Here is a 15028-nt window from a genome sequence, read left to right as displayed (position 1 = left end):
AAAAGGGCTCCCAAAGGGAGCCCGATCTGCCTGCCCGCCCCTGCGGTTCAGTTAACACTCCCCATGGCAGCGCCACCCGCAAATGCAAAGTGCCACCACCATGGGAAGTCCCGCAACTGCTTCAACCAATCTCAAGCAGTTGGCCTGCCAATTACATGGCGCTGAATTCGCCCGAAGGGATCTTGCCGGTGCGCAGGGCTTCCGCAGCCTGGGCACGCACGGCAGCGCGGTCAGCGGTGGAGGTGTAGGTCACCACACGCGAACCAGCAGGTTCTTGGCTGCGCGTCTGGGCCACGGTAGCGGCTTCAGCGGCCACTTCAGCGCGGGTGCGGTTCGTGTCGAACTTCAGGGCGAATTGCGAGCTGTCGGCTTCGTCAGCCTGGGCGCCAAAAGAAGCGAAAGCGGCAACAGCAGCGACGGAGAGGAAACGGGCGGTCTTGTTCATGATGAAAATCCTTGAAGGTTAAAAAGCGTCTCAAAAAAGCCGGATCAAAAACCATTCCTGAACCGGGTTCGGTGAGTCGCCTTGCGGGTTCGGCTCATCGATGGGATGAACTGTACGCCGATGGTGTTCGCGGAAAAACTACCTGGTCGCGAACTAACTGTTCCAGTATTGGAAACAATCTTTGAGGCCGCCTTGACCTCCTGGGCCACGCCGGAGCGCCGTGATGGCGAGTGATATGGGTGGCGTGGGTGAGGTGGGGGCTGAGATGCCCATCGCCCCGCAGCGTGGCGGGGGAGGCATCTGCCGGTTTGCGGCAGATGCCGGGTATCAATCCCCCAGCAATTCGCCCACGGCCTTCAGGTCTTCGACCCGGTCGCACACGGCCTTCACGGCCATCATCACCGGGATGCCCAGCAGCAGGCCCCACAGGCCCCACAGCCAGCCCCAGGCGAGCACGCTGACGAACACGGCCACAGGGCTCATGCTGCTGGTGCGGCTGGTGAGCCAGGGGGTCAGCAGGTTGCCTACCAGGGTGTGAATGACCAGCGATGCACCGCCGATGGCCAGGGCCATGTCCAGGGTGCCGAACTGCAGGAAGGCCACCAGGGCCGATGCGCCGGTGACCAGGGCCGAGCCGATGTAGGGCGCGAGGTTGAGCACCCCGGCCGCCACACCCCACACGGCGGCGTTCTCCAGGCCCAGGGCCCAGTAGGCAAGGCCGGTGGCCACGCCCACCAGCACGCTGGTGAACACCTGCACCATCAGGTAGCGCTGGATCTGGTTGGTGATGTCTTCCAGCACGTGGATGGTGACCTTGCGCCGCTCCAGGCTGGTGCCCGCGATGCGCAGCAGCTTGTTGCGAAACAGGTTGCCCGATGCCAGCGCAAAGTAGGTAAGGAACACCACCACCGTGAGCTGCCCCAGCGCGGACATGAGCCCCATGGTGCCGCTCCACAGGTAGTCGCGGATGTTGAAGGGCGGGCGCTCCACTACCACGCGCTGCACGCCGCGCCGGGGTGGGTTGGCGGTGGCGCTGTTCTCGTTGGCGGCCTGTTCGATCTGCGTGGCGGCCTTTTGCATGGTGTCGAGCGGGCTGCTGGCGCCGGTGCGCGCCTTGAGGCTGTCGCGCACCTTCTTGGCAGCCACGGGCAGCGAGTCCACCAGTTGCGCGGCGCCGTCGCTCAGCGACCAGGCGGCGCTGGCCAGGCCCAGAACGATGGCGATCAACAGCACACCGGCCCCCAGCCAGCGGGGCACGTAGCAGCGCCGCAAGACTTCCACCAAGGGCCGCAGCGCCGTGGTGAGCAGCAGGCTGAGCATGATGGGGATGAACACCGCGCTGGCCCAGTGCAGCAGGGCCACGCTGGCAAACAGCGCCAGCAGCGCGAGCGAGAGGTTGCGCACGTCCACGGGCATGTGGAGCATGAGTGGACCGGGGAGGGATGCGGTGGCTGCGGGCGCGCCGCTTGGTGGTTGCGCAGGCGGTGGGGGGCTGTCAGGGGTTGACCGGGCTTGGGCGAGTGGGGCCGCTTGATCCGCATCGTCGGCTTGGGCCGTTTGGGCCACTGGTGCGGGGCCGTCCGCCGCAGGCGCGTGGGGGGGCATGGTCGGGGCTGCTTCAGCGGCGGGGCTGTCTGGCTGTGGCGGCTCGGCAGCGCGAGCGGGCGGGGATGCAGGGGTGGGCTCGGTCATCATGCGCGGATTGTGATGGGACTCGGGCCTGCTGGGTTGTAGGTCGGGCTGACATGCAGCGTGTCGGCGGGGGGATGTGGCGATTCGGAAGCTCTGGCGGGTGGTTTGCCCGGCGACCCGCCAGCGGTGCCTGTGTGGCAGGGTTCGGCGCCCTGCCCGTTGGCATCAGCACAGCGGCAGCGGGCGCTTCTTGTTGAGAGCATCCACCGTGCCCAGCAGCTGCTGCCAGTAGGTGGGCAGTGATGACCACGAGGCGCCGATGGCCAGGTTGGTGGCATAGACCATGCCGGTGTTCAGGCGGGGCCGGTGGGCGTGCTTCACGGCAGCCTGCATGTCGGTGCAGGTGCTGGCGGTGTGGACCAGCATGGCCTGGGCGGTGTTGTCCTTGGCGTAGACCCAGGTGCTGGCGGGCTGGGGGTCTGTGGCCTGGTAGGCGGCGGCATTGCCAGCGTAGGTGACCAGCGTGTCGGCCACACCCGCATAGGCCGCTACGGGGTAGGTGCCTGGGTTGCCGATCACGGTGGGCGCGTTGGGCGGCGTGGCGCCTTTGCTCATGCCCGAGGCCCGGGCCTTGGCGTAGTTGTAGACGTCCTGAAAGTACGCCAGCCGTGCGCTGTCGGTGGCCATTCCGTCCAGGAAGAAGCCGTCGAGCTGGTCGGGGTAGAGGCGGATGTAGTTGTCGATGGTGGCCTTCACGTCAGCCACCGAGCGCGACCCGCCGCTGCCCGAGGTGGCCACGTAGGCGACGACTTTGTTGGTGGTGCCCGCCACGGCCTTGAAGTCTGTGATGGCCGTGAGCAGGTCGTCGTCAACCTCGGAGTCCGCGGTCAGCACGCCGTCGCTGGCGCTGGCCACGGCGGTGATCTGCACGTCCGGGTAGCTGGCTGCGCCGCTGGTGAGGGTGGCCCAGGGCGATGAGGTGCCGCTGGCGCTGAAATACGCGGGCACCAGCACCTGCAGGCTTTTGTGGGTGGGGCGCACGTAGTACGTGAGGCTGTCGCCCGCCGTGTTGGCGCTGCTGGTGGCCGTGGCGCTGACCTGGAAGGTGGCGCTGGGCGGCAGGCTGCTCACGGTGAGCGTGGTGCTGGCCACGCTGGCCACGGTGGTGGGCGCCACGGGAGAGAAGGTGGCGGCTGCTGAGGGGTTGACGGTAAAGGTGACCACCGTGCCGTTGGGGGCTGCGCCGCCGTTGACGGTAACGTCGGCCGCCAGCGGCTCAGATGCGCCGGGTTCGAGCACGTTCTCGGTGGGCTGCACGAAATGCAGCGTGACGGGCGCGCTCGCGGGTGGCGGTGGGGCGGTCGTGTTGTTGTCCTTGTCCGTGGCGCCGCCGCAGCCCGCCAGAGCCGCAGTGAGGGCCATCAATGACGCGAGGCGGTGGGTGCGGGTTGTGGTGAGCATGGTCTTCACGGAGGGTTGGTATGAATGGGTTGATTGTGAAGGCTTGCGCCAGCAGCTCCAAGGGCTGAAACGGCCGCTTTGGCCGGGAAAAACGGCCTTGTTGCGCCGATTGCCGCAGGCGGTCGCCAGTACCATGGCCCACATGCCATCCTTCCTTCACCGCATTCCGGCCGCCGCAGCAGCCTTGCTGTGCGCAGCGCTGCTGGTCGGCTGCGGCACGCTGGACGTGCCGCGTGCCGACAACTACCCCGCCACCGGCCAGAAGAAAGCCCGTGCCGTGCACCACTGGGATGTGCTGGCGGGCGATGTGGCCGGGCGCGTGGCCGAAAAGATCGCATCCTGGCCCGAGGGCGAATACCCGCTGTACGTCACGGTGGCGGACAACTCCAGTTTCAACCAGAGCTTTCTCAAGTTGCTCAAGGTGCACCTGCTGAACCGGGGCGTGGCGGTGTCCACGGTGCCCACGGCGGTGGAGCTGGAGGTGCAGACGCAACTGGTGCAGCACGGGTCTGGCTCACCGCGCGGCTTGCCCGTGCCCATGGCCGGCACCATCATCGGCGCTGGCGTGGGCGTGTGGCGCGATTGGGCGGTGCACTATTCCGACCGCACCCTGTTGCCGGGTGTGGCCACGGCCCTGGGCGTGGGGGCAGGGGTGGCGCTGGACATGGCCCAGCTCTACACCCAGGGCGCCGCCGCAGGCGGACCCACGCGCACCGAGGTGCTGATCACGTCCACGCTCAAATCGCGCGACCGGTACCTGGCCGGAACGGCCGATCTGTATTACATCGAGGGGGCCGACGCGGTGCTGTATCAGCCCGAGCGACCGCCCGCGCCTGCACCGATGACGCCCGTCAAGACCTGGCGGGTGGTGGCGCCATGAAGGGGCTGTGGACGTCGCAACAAGTTCCCCGGGGCGCACGCGCCGCCAGCTGGTGGGCGGCTGCCGCCCTTGCGCTGGGGGGGCTGCAGGGCTGCGAGACCACCAACCCCATGCACAGCTACTACTACGGTGACCGGGCGGGCGGAATATCGCGCTCCAACCTCATCGAGCTGAATGAACACGCCACCGATGCGCTGCTGCAGACCGCACCGCTGGATGCCAACCAGCCCGTGCTGGTGGCCACGCTGGTCAATGTGGACCGGCTCACTGAATCGTCGCGGCTGGGCCGCATCTTCTCGGAGCAGATCGCGGGCCGCATGGTGCACCGGGGCCTGAAGGTGACCGAGGTGAAACTGCGGGAGAACCTGCTGCTGCAGCGCGACCAGGGTGAGCTGCTGCTGTCGCGCGAAGTGCGCGAGGTGAGTCAGTCGCAGAACGCGCAGGCCGTGGTGGTGGGCACGTATGCGGTTTCCACGTCGGTGGTGTACATCAGCCTCAAGCTGGTGAACCCGGTAGGCAACACCGTGGTGGCGGCGCACAACTATGCCGTGCCAATGGATGAAAACGTGCGCGCGCTGCTGGCTGGAAGATAGATGACATCCCCCTGAGCGGCTTCGCCGCTTCCCCCTTCTCTCGCGCGCTACGCGCGGGAAGGGGGACGCCGCCAGCGCGGCGGGGCGGCCCTTGCGCGGCGGCCCTGGCGGGTGCAGCGCCCATTTTTCGGTCGTGGTGGGAATCAGGCTAGCGCGCCCGTTTGGTAGGTGCAAAAAGCTAATGCTTTGATATCCATCTCAGTGCAACATGAGTGCGCCAGCCGTCTTGCTCTTGCCGGCGCGGGCGGGTGGGTTGCACAGGCCGCAGGTGAAGTGGCGGTTCTCATACAGCTCGGTCACGAACTGGCCGCTGCACTGGCTGCACTTGGTGCGCGTCAGCATGCCAGCGTCCACAAATTTCACCAGGCGCCAGGCGCGCGTGAAGGAGAGCAGGGGTTCGATCTCGGCCGTGGCGACCTGTTCGTTGTACAGGCGGTAGGCTTTGGTCAGCAGCTCCACCGAATCCAGGTCCACGCCCTTGGACAGGTATTCGTAGATGTTCAGGAACAGCGAGCTGTGGATGTTCTCTTGCCAGGTCAGGAACCAGTCAGTGGAGAAGGGCAGCTGGCCTTTCGAGGGTGACTTGCCCGCGATCTCTTTGTACAGCCGGATCAGGCGTTCATACGACAGTGTGGTTTCCGATTCAAGCACCTGCATGCGGGCGCCCATCTGGATCAGCATGGCCGCGCGTTCGATCTGCTTGGATTCGTTCAGCACGCTCTTGGCGGGGGCTTTGGCAGCGGGGGCGTTGGTGGACATGGCGGGCTTTCGGTGGAGACTGGGGGAAGAGGGCTGCGGGCAAATGCGTCAGAGTACTTCCGACACGCGGCTGGCCATCAGGATGTTGGCGTGCAGCGTGTTGGTGGCTTCGTTGCCCACCTTCTTGGCCGAGTGGTTGGTGAGCAAGCTCCACACCAGGTTGTCGTCCACGCGGAAGCTGCAAAGAAGCGTGTTGCGGGAGGCCAGTTTCATCACTTGCGCTGGCGACAGCGATGCCAGAATGTCGGCAGACTCTTCGTTCATGCCCAAGCGGAACACGGCTTCGGCCTTGTCCTGACGGATCAGGGTTTGGGCCAACATCAGGTAGGTGAGGTTGGCTTCGCGGATTTCAGCGAGGATTTGTTCGTTGGTCATGGCAGCTTCCTTTTTTCCAGTACCGGGTCTTGCGTTGCCTGCTGATTGCAGGTTTTGCGTGATCCGTTGAAATGGATTGTGAAACCGCCCCAATCAGAAATTAAGTCGGGGTTTGGCTGTGCCGCGTGTCTGGTTCTGCGGTGGGCTGTGTAGGAATTTGCCCTACACGCACATCAGGTGCAGGCTGGCATTTCAGGCGATGGCCGCTGCTGTGGCAGTGGGCCCCGGTTACCCACTTCTGTTCATGGTTTTGATAGCACCCTCAAAACCATCTTTTTTGCACTTTTACAACCTGCGCTGTCGTGCTGGACGCTGGATCAGCCTTTTTCGACCGGGCGCGTGGGGTCTGAACACCACTCGCTCCAGCTGCCGGCAAACAGTGCTGTCGGGCCGAGGCCAGCTATCTCCATGCCCAGCAGATTGGGCACGGCGCTCACGCCGCTGCCGCACTGGTGCACCACGGTGGCGGGGTCACGGCCGCCCAGCAGCGCTACAAATTCAGCGCGCAGCACGTCAGCAGGCTTGAAGCGGCCATCCGCGCCGATGTTTTCGGCAAAGGGGCGGTTCAGCGCGCCCGGAATGTGGCCGGCCACGGGGTCCAGCGGCTCCACCTCGCCCCGGTAGCGGGCGCCTGCACGGGCGTCGATCACGGTCTGGCCGGGCTGCTGCAGGCGCGCGAGCACCTCGCTGGCCGTGGCCAGCTGGCGCAAGGGGGTGCCCAGCTGGAAATTGGTCTGGAAGTGCGCGGGCTCTTCGCCGCTGTTCACCGCCCCACCGGCGGCCTGCCAGGCTTGCAGCCCACCGTCGAGCACGGCCACGGCATCGTGCCCCGCCCACTTGAGCATCCACCACAGGCGGCCACAGTAGTTGGCGCCCTGGCGGTCGTACACCACGGCCTGCATGCCATTGGCAAAACCCACGCTGGACAGCCACATGGCAAAACGCTCGCGGCTGGGCAGGGGGTGGCGTCCACCGGATGCCGGCTGGTCGGCTTCCTGGGCGGTCAGCGTGCCGTGAGCGCCGGGGGCACCGTGTTTGGCGCTGAGGTCGTTGTCAAGGTTGGCGTACACCGCGCCGGGGATGTGCGCCTGTGCGTACTGCTGGGCACCGGCCGTGGGTTGCATCAGTTCGAAGCTGCAGTCAAACACCATCAGCGGCGCACCGCTGGCGATCAGGGATTGCAGGTCGGGGGCAGAGATGAGCGTGGTGTAGGTGGTCATCGGCAGAAAATGGGCAAAGTGACGGAGTGCGTCGAAAGGGGCTCCATTGTGGCCATCCCGGTGGGGCGTGTCCTCGTGTGGCCGTATCTGTTTTTGTATCCGTCAGTGTTCTTCGGCAGGTGCCCCGGGCGCAGCCCGCGCGCGCAGGATGGTGGCCACGATGCCGCTGCCCACGATGAGGGCCATGCCGAACCAGCCGATGGGCGGGATCTTGTCACCAAACAGCAGCACGCTGTAGACGGCGGCAAACACGATGCCCGAATACTGCAGGTTGGCCACCACCAGCGTGCCGCGCTGGGTCTTGGCGCTGGCGTAAGCCTTGGTCATGCACAGCTGGCCGCCCGCAGCCAGCACACCGATGGGCAGCAGCCACAGCGCCTGCCAGCCTGGCCAGTCCGACACGCCGGTAAACAGCATGGCCCCGCCCCCCGCCACCGCAGAGCCCACGGCGAAGTAAAAAACGGTGCGCGATTCGGGCTCGCCCAGGCGCGACAGCGCCACCACCTGCATGTAGGCAAATGCAGCCGTCAGGCCGGACATCAGCCCGATCAGTCCGGCAAAGGCCTGGTTCTGGTCCAGGCTGGGGCGCAGCATCAGCACCACGCCCACGAATCCGGTGAGTACGGTGAGAATCAGCGGCCCTTGCAGGGCGGGCCGTGGCGATGCCGCAGAAGGGCGCCAGGCCAGCAGCGTGCCGCCGACCAGGAAGGCGGCGATCCACACGCTGCTCATGTAGTTGAGCGTCATGGCCGTGGCCAGCGGCAGGTGGGCAATGGCGTAGAACCATGCGCCCAGCGACGCCACCCCCACCAGGCTACGCCAGGCGTGCATGCCGGGGTATTGCGTGGCCAGCGTCACTTTTTGAGAGCGTGCCAGCAGCCACAGGATGGCCATGCCGATCAGACCCCGGTAACACACCAGTTCGGCCGAGTTGAAGAAGTCCGATGCGATCTTGACGCACACCCCCATGCTGGCAAACAAGAACGCGGCCAACACCATCCAGAGGGCTTGCATCGTGACGTGATCCTGTGAAAGGCCGCGCGCCGCACGTGGGGCATAGGATTGCACGGCTTGAAATAAAAATAGCTGCCAGCGCTTGCGGATCAAGCGGTGGCAGCTATTGTAATGAGAGCGGTCAGGGTGGTCGTCGCGAATGGATAGCGTTTACCTCGCTGTTCGAGACTTCACGGATCGACGGCACAAACTCAGGTTGGGGCCTCTCAAAACTGGCGCCGCCCAGGCCAGTGCCCCCGCGCGAGGGCCGCCAAGCCGCGGATGCGGCACTTCGCTTGCGTACGCCGGGGGGCGTCCCCCGTGGGGGGAAGACGCGAAGTGGCTCAGGGGGGGCTTCCCATGACCTGGCGGTACCACTCGTGGAAGTGCTGCATGCCATCTTCCATGGGGCTCTGGTAGGGGCCGACTTCGTTGTCGCCGCGCGCCAGCAGGGCCTTGCGGCCTGCGTCCATGCGCTCGCCGATTTCGTCGTCCTCGATGCAGGTCTCCATGTAGGCGGCCTTTTGCGCCTCGACGAATTCGCGCTCGAAGGCCGCGATCTCCTCGGGGTAGTAGAACTCCACCATGTTCAGTGTCTTGGTGGGGCTGATGGGGTGCAGCGTGGACACGGTGAGTACATGCGGGTACCACTCGATCATGATGTGCGGGTACAGCGTGAGCCAGATGGCGCCGTACTTCGGCGGCTTGCCTTCGCGGTAGTCCAGCAGCGCCTTGTGCCAGCGCTCGTACACCGGGCTGCCGGCCTTGCCCAGTCGATTGGCCACACCCACGGTTTGTACCGAGTAGTTCTTGCCGAACTCCCAGCGCAGGTCGTCACACGTCACGAAGCTGCCCAGGCCTGGGTGGAAGGGGCCGACGTGGTAGTCCTCCAGATAGACCTCGATGAAGGTCTTCCAGTTGTAGTTGCACTCGTGCAGCTCCACGTGGTCGAGCACGTACCCGTCAAAGTCCAGGTCGGCACGCGGGCCCATCTGGGCCAGGTCGGCGGCCACGTCGTAGCCGTTGTCTTCAAACAGCAGGCCGTTCCACTCGCGCAGCTTGTAGTTGTTGAGGTTCAGGCACGGGTCATGCGCAAAGTGGGGTGCGCCCAGCAACTCGCCCTGGGGGTTGTACGTCCAGCGGTGCAATGGGCACACGATGTTGCCGCCCGCGCTGCCCTTTTGCTGGGTGTTCAGCGAGCCTTTGCCCTTGAGCATGACGGCCTGGCGGTGGCGGCATACGTTGGAGACCAGCTCAATGCCGCCTTGGGCGTTGCGCACCAAGGCGCGGCCCTCGCCCTCCTGGGGCAGTGCGTAATAGTCGCCCGTGTTGGGCACCGCCAATTGGTGCCCCACATAGCGGGGCCCGCGCTGGAAGATGGTGTCCAGCTCGCGCTGGAACAGCGCATCGTCAAAGTAGCTTGAAACTGGTAGTTGGCTTGCGGCCTGCTGCAGTTGAAGACTTAAATCAGACATGGGTGACCTGACCTAAAGACTCCCCACAGGGAGAAAGTGCGGGAGGTGCGCCGGGGAATGCGCATCTGGAAAAAAGGAAACCGGCTAGGGTGGCTAGCCGGCTCGACTGGAATGGGATTATAGGCGGTGGGGTTATTCCCGCACCCCCGCTACGTGAATAGAAAACATCGCTTTCTGAAAATAGAGCGGCGTCACGCATCGGACCGCGTCTGACACGAAGGGCGTACCGGTGCGCCTAAAATCATCGGTTTTTCACCCGCGCTCTGCCGCCCCCTCCATGCCCAACGCCCCCGCAGCCCCCGCTCCTCCCGCCGAACCTGCCAGCTACGAGGCGGCCCTGGAAGAGCTGGAGCAACTCGTGGCCCGCATCGAGTCGGGCCAGTTGCCGCTGGACCAGATGCTGGCCGGCTACCAGCGCGGCGCCACGTTGCTGGCGTTTTGCCGCCAGCGGCTCGAAGCCGTGCAGGACCAGATCAAGGTGCTGGATGAAGGGCAACTGCAACCATGGAACCAGGAATGAGCGCGGTGCCAACGAATTTCGAGAGCCAGCCGCTGGACATGAACCTCTGGAGCCAGAACCACCTGGCCCGGGTGGAGCAGGCCCTGTCGCAATGGGTGGGCGATGGCGCACCCGCCGGGCTGGGCGACGCCATGCGCTATGCCGTGCTCGATGGCGGCAAGCGGCTGCGGCCCCTGCTGGTGCTGGCGGCCTATGAGGCGGTCTGCAGTGGCGCACCGGCCTCTGCGGTGGTTGACGATGCCGCGCTGCGCGCTGGCCTGGACGAGGCGGCCCTGCGGGCCGCGTGCGCGGTGGAACTCATTCATGCCTACTCGCTGGTGCACGACGACATGCCCTGCATGGACAACGACGTGCTGCGCCGTGGCAAGCCCACCGTGCATGTGCAGTTTGGCGAGGCCCAGGCGCTGCTGGCGGGCGATGCCTTGCAGGCCTTTGCATTTGAGTTGCTCACGCCCGACAACACCCTCATCCCCGCCGCCACGCAGGCCACGCTGTGCAGGCTGCTGGCGCGGGCCGCCGGATCGGCCGGCATGGCGGGCGGGCAGGCCATCGACCTGGCCAGCGTGGGTGTGGCGCTGACCGAAGACCAGTTGCGCCAGATGCACCGGCTCAAGACCGGCGCGCTGCTGCAGGGCAGTGTGCTCATGGGGGCGGCGTGCGGCCACGCCGTGGGCGCGGCCTACCAGGCGCTGTCCGACTATGGCGCCGCCATGGGTCTTGCGTTCCAGGTGGTGGATGACATCCTGGACGTGGTGGCCGATTCGGCCACGCTGGGCAAGACGGCCGGCAAGGATGCTGCGGCCGACAAGCCCACCTATGTGTCTTTGCTGGGGCTAGCGCGGGCGCAGGCCTATGCCCAGGAGCTGCTGGCCGAGGCCTATGCGGCCCTGGCCCGCAGTGGCCTGCCCGATAGCCGCGCGCTGGCGGCCCTGGCGGACATGGTGGTGCGCCGCTCGCACTGAGCCTGGCCCGATGATCCGTGCTGCACCCTGTTCATGCCCGTTGCAGTGAAATCAATGCCAAATTGGCCTCCAGCGCTTTCCTGTAAAGCGCTGGCAGCTATGAAAAGAATAGTAAATGTCCACGATGTCCTTTCCCCTGCTGCAGACCATCAATGACCCGGCCGACCTGCGCCAGCTTTCGCGCGCAGATCTCAAGGCCCTGGCGACCGAGTTGCGCGGGTTCGTGATCGAAAGTGTTGCGCGCACGGGCGGACACCTCAGCTCCAACCTGGGCACGGTGGAACTGACGATCGCGCTGCACCATGTCTTCAACACCCCTGAAGACCGCCTGGTGTGGGACGTGGGCCACCAGACCTATCCGCACAAGATCCTGACCGGCCGCCGCGACCGCATGCACACGCTGCGCCAGTTGGGCGGTATCTCGGGCTTTCCGCAGCGGGCCGAGAGCATTTACGACACCTTTGGCACCGCGCATTCGAGCACCAGCATCTCGGCCGCGCTGGGCATGGCGCTGGCCGCCAAGCGCAAGGGCGAAAACCGCCACGCCGTGGCGATCATCGGCGATGGCGCCATGAGTGCGGGCATGGCGTTTGAGGCACTGAACAACGGGGGGGTGGCCGATGCCAACCTGCTCGTGGTGCTGAACGACAACGACATGAGCATCAGCCCGCCCGTGGGCGCGCTCAATCGCTACCTCGCTCAGCTCATGAGCGGGCAGTTCTACGCGGCTGCCAAGAACGTGGGCAAGACCGTGCTGCGCCCCGTGCCGCCCCTGCTGGAGCTGGCCAAGCGCTTTGAGCAGCAGGCCAAGGGCATGGTGGTGCCTGCCACGTTGTTCGAGAAGTTCGGCTTCAACTACATCGGCCCCATTGATGGGCATGACCTCGATTCGCTGATCCCCACGCTGGAGAACATCAAGGGCCTCAAAGGCCCGCAGTTCCTGCACGTGGTCACCAAAAAAGGCCAGGGCTACAAGCTGGCCGAGGCCGACCCCGTGGCCTACCATGGCCCCGGCAAGTTCGACCCCTCCGTGGGCCTCACCAAGCCCGCCACGCCGCCCAAGCAGACGTTCACGCATGTGTTTGGCCAGTGGCTGTGCGACATGGCCGCACACGACTCTCGCCTGGTGGGCATCACGCCCGCCATGCGCGAGGGCTCGGGCATGGTGGAGTTTGAAAAACGTTTCCCGGACCGCTACTACGACGTGGGCATTGCCGAGCAGCATGCCGTAACCTTTGCCGCCGGCATGGCCTGCGAAGGCGTCAAGCCGGTGGTGGCGATTTACTCCACCTTCTTGCAGCGCGGCTATGACCAGCTGATCCACGACGTGGCCCTGCAAAACCTGCCCGTGGTGTTTGCGCTGGACCGCGCGGGTCTGGTAGGCGCCGACGGTGCCACGCATGCAGGCGCGTACGACATTCCGTTTGTGCGCTGTATTCCCAACATGAGCATGGCCTGCCCTGCTGACGAGCGCGAATGCCGCCAACTGCTCAGCAGCGCCTTCGAGCAGGACCACCCCGTGGCCGTGCGTTACCCGCGTGGCAGCGGCGCCGGTGTGGCACCGCTGGCGGCGTTGGATGGCCTGCCTTTTGGCAAAGGCGAGATCCGTCGCGAGCGCCAGGGCACCGATGCCAAGGCGCCGCGCATTGCGATCCTGTCGTTTGGCACGTTGCTGTACCCCGCGCTGGAAGCGGCCGAGGCTCTGGACGCTACGGTGGTCAACATGCGCTGGGCCAAACCCATCGACGAGGCCTTGTTGCGCGAGGTGGCCGAGCGCCACGATGCGCTGGTCACGCTGGAAGAGGGCGCGATCATGGGCGGTGCGGGCAGCGCCGTGACCGAGGCGCTCCACAGCATGGGCATCGTGCGGCCCGTGCTGCAGCTGGGCCTGCCGGACGTGTTCATCGAACATGGCGACCCGGCCAAGCTGCTTGCGTTGCAAGGGCTCGATGCCGAGGGAATCCGCCTTGCGATCGAGCGGCGGTTTTTGCCCGCGCTGCAGTCTGTGCGGGCGGCCTGATCTGCCAGGGTGGTCTGCTGCAGTCCCGTTTTGCAGCGGGGTGTGTGCGGCTGTCCCCAAGATGCTTGCAGAAGCCTGAAGCCATGTGTAAGGGCAGGGATTTTCGCGGGAAAACCCGCAAAAGTCTGAGGGGGCATGTTTCTACAATGAACCCGGCTCAAACAAGTCCTTGACGGCGCCGTGCACAACGCGTGCGCCCAAGTTTCGCAATCACTATATCGGAGAGAACCTCATGGATCGTCGTTCAATCATCAAGCAGGCTGGCATCGCTGGCGTGCTGGCTGCAGGCGTTGCGCCTGCCGTCCACGCCCAGGCTGCCATTCGTTGGCGTCTGGCTTCCAGCTTCCCCAAGTCGCTGGACACCATCTATGGCGGCGCTGATGTGTTCTCCAAGGCCGTCAAGGCCATGTCGGGTGGCAAGTTTGAAATCTCCGTGCACGCTGGTGGCGAGCTGATGCCCCCCTTTGGCGTGATGGACGGCGTGCAGCAGGGCACCGTGGAGATGTGCCACACCGTGCCTTACTACTTCTACGGCAAGAACCCCGCCTTCGCGCTGGGTTCGGCAGTGCCCTTCGGCTTCAATGCCCGCCAGATGAATGCCTGGATGCTGCATGGCAATGGCCGCAAGCTGATGAACGAGTTCTACGCGAACTACAACGCCATCAGCTTCGCTGGCGGCAACACCGGCACCCAGATGGGTGGCTGGTTCCGCAAGGAGATCAAGTCGCCGGATGATTTCAAGGGCATGAAGATGCGCTTGGGCGGTGGTCTGGTCGGTGAAGTGATGCAAAAGCTGGGCGCTGTGCCCCAGAGCATCCCTGGCGGCGAAATCTACCAGGCCCTCGAAAAGGGCACGCTGGACGCTGCTGAATGGGTGGGTCCGTACGACGACCAGAAGCTGGGCTTCAACAAGGTGGCTCCGTTCTACTACTACCCCGGCTGGTGGGAAGGTGGCCCGGAAGTGGACTTCTTCGTCAACCAGAAGGCCTTCGACGGCCTGTCTGCCGAGAACAAGGCCATCATCGAAGCCGCAACCAACGTGGCCCACATCGACATGCTGGCCAAGTACGATGCGCTGAACCCCACGGCCCTCAAGCAACTGGTGGCTGCCAAGACCAAGGTGCTGCCGTTCTCGCAAGCCGTGATGGACGCTTCGTTCAAGGCCTCCATGGAAGTCTTCGCTGCCAACGACGCGAAAAGCCCCGAGTGGAAGAAGATCTACGCCGACATGCGTGCATTCCAGCGCGACCAGGTGCTCTGGTTCCGCTTTGCCGAAGCCCGCTACGACTCGTTCATGTCTTCGCAGAAGCTCTGATCCCGAGTGGCTCTGGAGTGGCGGCGCAAGCTGCCATTCCAAGGTCTGCAAAACCCGTCCACTTTTGGGCGGGTTTTTTTTCGTCCCTGTGTTCTGCGAGGCGGCACCTTGCTGTGGCCATGCGGCCCCCTCAACCGCAGGAAAGTGGGCGAGGTCCCAAGCCCCCAAGCCCCCAAGCCCCCAAGCCCCCAAGCCCCCAAGCCCCCAAGCCCCCAAGCCCCCAAGCCCAGCCCGACCAGGCTGCTTGACTCTCGATGCCTTGGAGTGCGCGGCCGGTGCCTGTTTCCTGCTGAAGCCTCTCGATTCGTGAAGAGGCTTCGTTGGGGCTGTTCGCCGCCAAGAAAGGGGGCAGGGGATCAAGAGTCTCGTCTGCTTGCG

General features: G+C 65.2%; 14 protein-coding genes. 6 read left to right on the top strand and 8 right to left on the bottom strand.

The features are described 5' to 3' along the window. Positions 1-151: 151 nt before the first annotated feature. The 3 genes from ACQ4MJ_RS14135 to ACQ4MJ_RS14125 all read right to left on the bottom strand — a co-directional run bounded on the left by ACQ4MJ_RS14135 (position 152) and on the right by ACQ4MJ_RS14125 (position 3538). Positions 152-445 (bottom strand): DUF4148 domain-containing protein, encoded by a 294-nt coding sequence (locus tag ACQ4MJ_RS14135; RefSeq protein ID WP_431152275.1) that lies wholly within the window; start codon positions 443-445, stop codon positions 152-154. A 327-nt stretch (positions 446-772) separates the two neighbouring features. Then, on the bottom strand, positions 773-2140 hold the full coding sequence (locus ACQ4MJ_RS14130; protein ID WP_431152276.1) for an AI-2E family transporter: 1368 nt from the start codon (positions 2138-2140) through the stop codon (positions 773-775). Positions 2141-2302: 162 nt separating this feature from the next. After that, positions 2303-3538 carry a spherulation-specific family 4 protein gene (locus ACQ4MJ_RS14125; RefSeq protein WP_431152277.1) on the bottom strand — a complete coding sequence of 412 codons (1236 nt, stop codon included), beginning with the start codon at positions 3536-3538 and terminating at the stop codon, positions 2303-2305. 142 nt (positions 3539-3680) lie between these two features. Between ACQ4MJ_RS14125 and ACQ4MJ_RS14120 the strand changes: the two genes are divergently transcribed. Continuing rightward, complete coding sequence (locus tag ACQ4MJ_RS14120; RefSeq protein ID WP_431152278.1) at positions 3681-4418, top strand: hypothetical protein; 738 nt, start codon at positions 3681-3683, stop codon at positions 4416-4418. Continuing rightward, positions 4415-5011 carry a FlgO family outer membrane protein gene (locus ACQ4MJ_RS14115; protein ID WP_431152279.1) on the top strand — a complete coding sequence of 199 codons (597 nt, stop codon included), beginning with the start codon at positions 4415-4417 and terminating at the stop codon, positions 5009-5011. Before ACQ4MJ_RS14120 ends, ACQ4MJ_RS14115 begins: the two co-directional genes overlap by 4 nt. Positions 5012-5209: 198 nt before the next feature. Here ACQ4MJ_RS14115 and flhC read toward each other — a convergent pair whose 3' ends face one another. The 5 genes from flhC to ACQ4MJ_RS14090 form a co-directional block, all read right to left on the bottom strand. Further along, a complete protein-coding gene (gene flhC, locus ACQ4MJ_RS14110) occupies positions 5210-5770 on the bottom strand; it encodes a flagellar transcriptional regulator FlhC (protein ID WP_010459839.1) in 561 nt (186 codons plus the stop codon). 48 nt (positions 5771-5818) lie between these two features. Beyond that, positions 5819-6145, bottom strand: a complete 327-nt coding sequence (flhD, locus tag ACQ4MJ_RS14105) for a flagellar transcriptional regulator FlhD (RefSeq protein ID WP_055400499.1) — start codon at positions 6143-6145, stop codon at positions 5819-5821. A gap of 317 nt (positions 6146-6462) precedes the next feature. After that, positions 6463-7365, bottom strand: a complete 903-nt coding sequence (locus ACQ4MJ_RS14100) for a sulfurtransferase (RefSeq protein ID WP_431152280.1) — start codon at positions 7363-7365, stop codon at positions 6463-6465. Between the two features lie 102 nt (positions 7366-7467). After that, positions 7468-8379, bottom strand: a complete 912-nt coding sequence (locus tag ACQ4MJ_RS14095) for a DMT family transporter (RefSeq protein ID WP_121419317.1) — start codon at positions 8377-8379, stop codon at positions 7468-7470. A gap of 323 nt (positions 8380-8702) precedes the next feature. Then, the gene (locus ACQ4MJ_RS14090) at positions 8703-9833 is read right to left on the bottom strand and encodes an aromatic ring-hydroxylating oxygenase subunit alpha (protein WP_121419318.1); all 1131 of its coding nucleotides are present in this window, start codon (positions 9831-9833) and stop codon (positions 8703-8705) included. Positions 9834-10110: 277 nt separating this feature from the next. Here ACQ4MJ_RS14090 and ACQ4MJ_RS14085 point away from each other — a divergent pair, with 277 nt between their 5' ends. From ACQ4MJ_RS14085 to ACQ4MJ_RS14070, 4 genes are all read left to right on the top strand, one after another. Next, the gene (locus ACQ4MJ_RS14085; protein WP_431152281.1) at positions 10111-10353 is read left to right on the top strand and encodes an exodeoxyribonuclease VII small subunit; all 243 of its coding nucleotides are present in this window, start codon (positions 10111-10113) and stop codon (positions 10351-10353) included. Beyond that, positions 10350-11315: a polyprenyl synthetase family protein gene (locus ACQ4MJ_RS14080; RefSeq protein WP_431152282.1), complete on the top strand. Its 966-nt coding sequence runs from the start codon at positions 10350-10352 to the stop codon at positions 11313-11315. The genes ACQ4MJ_RS14085 and ACQ4MJ_RS14080 overlap by 4 nt, the downstream gene beginning before the upstream one ends. Before the next feature lie 115 nt (positions 11316-11430). Then, the gene (gene dxs / locus ACQ4MJ_RS14075; protein ID WP_431152283.1) at positions 11431-13335 is read left to right on the top strand and encodes a 1-deoxy-D-xylulose-5-phosphate synthase; all 1905 of its coding nucleotides are present in this window, start codon (positions 11431-11433) and stop codon (positions 13333-13335) included. A gap of 232 nt (positions 13336-13567) precedes the next feature. Continuing rightward, positions 13568-14650 (top strand): TRAP transporter substrate-binding protein, encoded by a 1083-nt coding sequence (locus ACQ4MJ_RS14070; RefSeq protein WP_121419321.1) that lies wholly within the window; start codon positions 13568-13570, stop codon positions 14648-14650. The last annotated feature ends 378 nt before the right edge of the window (positions 14651-15028 follow it).

This window comes from Acidovorax facilis, from assembly GCF_050626955.1.
GTDB classification, from domain to species: domain Bacteria; phylum Pseudomonadota; class Gammaproteobacteria; order Burkholderiales; family Burkholderiaceae_C; genus Acidovorax; species Acidovorax facilis.
This window is presented reverse-complemented; position numbering and strand designations above follow the sequence as displayed.

Excerpts from the sequence above, each read along its gene's own strand:
- ACQ4MJ_RS14135 (WP_431152275.1), bottom strand. The coding sequence starts at position 445 with ATGAACAAGACCGCCCGTTTCCTCTCCGTCGCTGCTGTTGCCGCTTTC.
- ACQ4MJ_RS14130 (WP_431152276.1), bottom strand. The coding sequence starts at position 2,140 with ATGATGACCGAGCCCACCCCTGCATCCCCGCCCGCTCGCGCTGCCGAG.
- ACQ4MJ_RS14125 (WP_431152277.1), bottom strand. The coding sequence starts at position 3,538 with ATGCTCACCACAACCCGCACCCACCGCCTCGCGTCATTGATGGCCCTC.
- ACQ4MJ_RS14120 (WP_431152278.1), top strand. The coding sequence starts at position 3,681 with ATGCCATCCTTCCTTCACCGCATTCCGGCCGCCGCAGCAGCCTTGCTG.
- ACQ4MJ_RS14115 (WP_431152279.1), top strand. The coding sequence starts at position 4,415 with ATGAAGGGGCTGTGGACGTCGCAACAAGTTCCCCGGGGCGCACGCGCC.
- flhC (WP_010459839.1), bottom strand. The coding sequence starts at position 5,770 with ATGTCCACCAACGCCCCCGCTGCCAAAGCCCCCGCCAAGAGCGTGCTG.
- flhD (WP_055400499.1), bottom strand. The coding sequence starts at position 6,145 with ATGACCAACGAACAAATCCTCGCTGAAATCCGCGAAGCCAACCTCACC.
- ACQ4MJ_RS14100 (WP_431152280.1), bottom strand. The coding sequence starts at position 7,365 with ATGACCACCTACACCACGCTCATCTCTGCCCCCGACCTGCAATCCCTG.
- ACQ4MJ_RS14095 (WP_121419317.1), bottom strand. The coding sequence starts at position 8,379 with ATGCAAGCCCTCTGGATGGTGTTGGCCGCGTTCTTGTTTGCCAGCATG.
- ACQ4MJ_RS14090 (WP_121419318.1), bottom strand. The coding sequence starts at position 9,833 with ATGTCTGATTTAAGTCTTCAACTGCAGCAGGCCGCAAGCCAACTACCA.
- ACQ4MJ_RS14085 (WP_431152281.1), top strand. The coding sequence starts at position 10,111 with ATGCCCAACGCCCCCGCAGCCCCCGCTCCTCCCGCCGAACCTGCCAGC.
- ACQ4MJ_RS14080 (WP_431152282.1), top strand. The coding sequence starts at position 10,350 with ATGAGCGCGGTGCCAACGAATTTCGAGAGCCAGCCGCTGGACATGAAC.
- dxs (WP_431152283.1), top strand. The coding sequence starts at position 11,431 with ATGTCCACGATGTCCTTTCCCCTGCTGCAGACCATCAATGACCCGGCC.
- ACQ4MJ_RS14070 (WP_121419321.1), top strand. The coding sequence starts at position 13,568 with ATGGATCGTCGTTCAATCATCAAGCAGGCTGGCATCGCTGGCGTGCTG.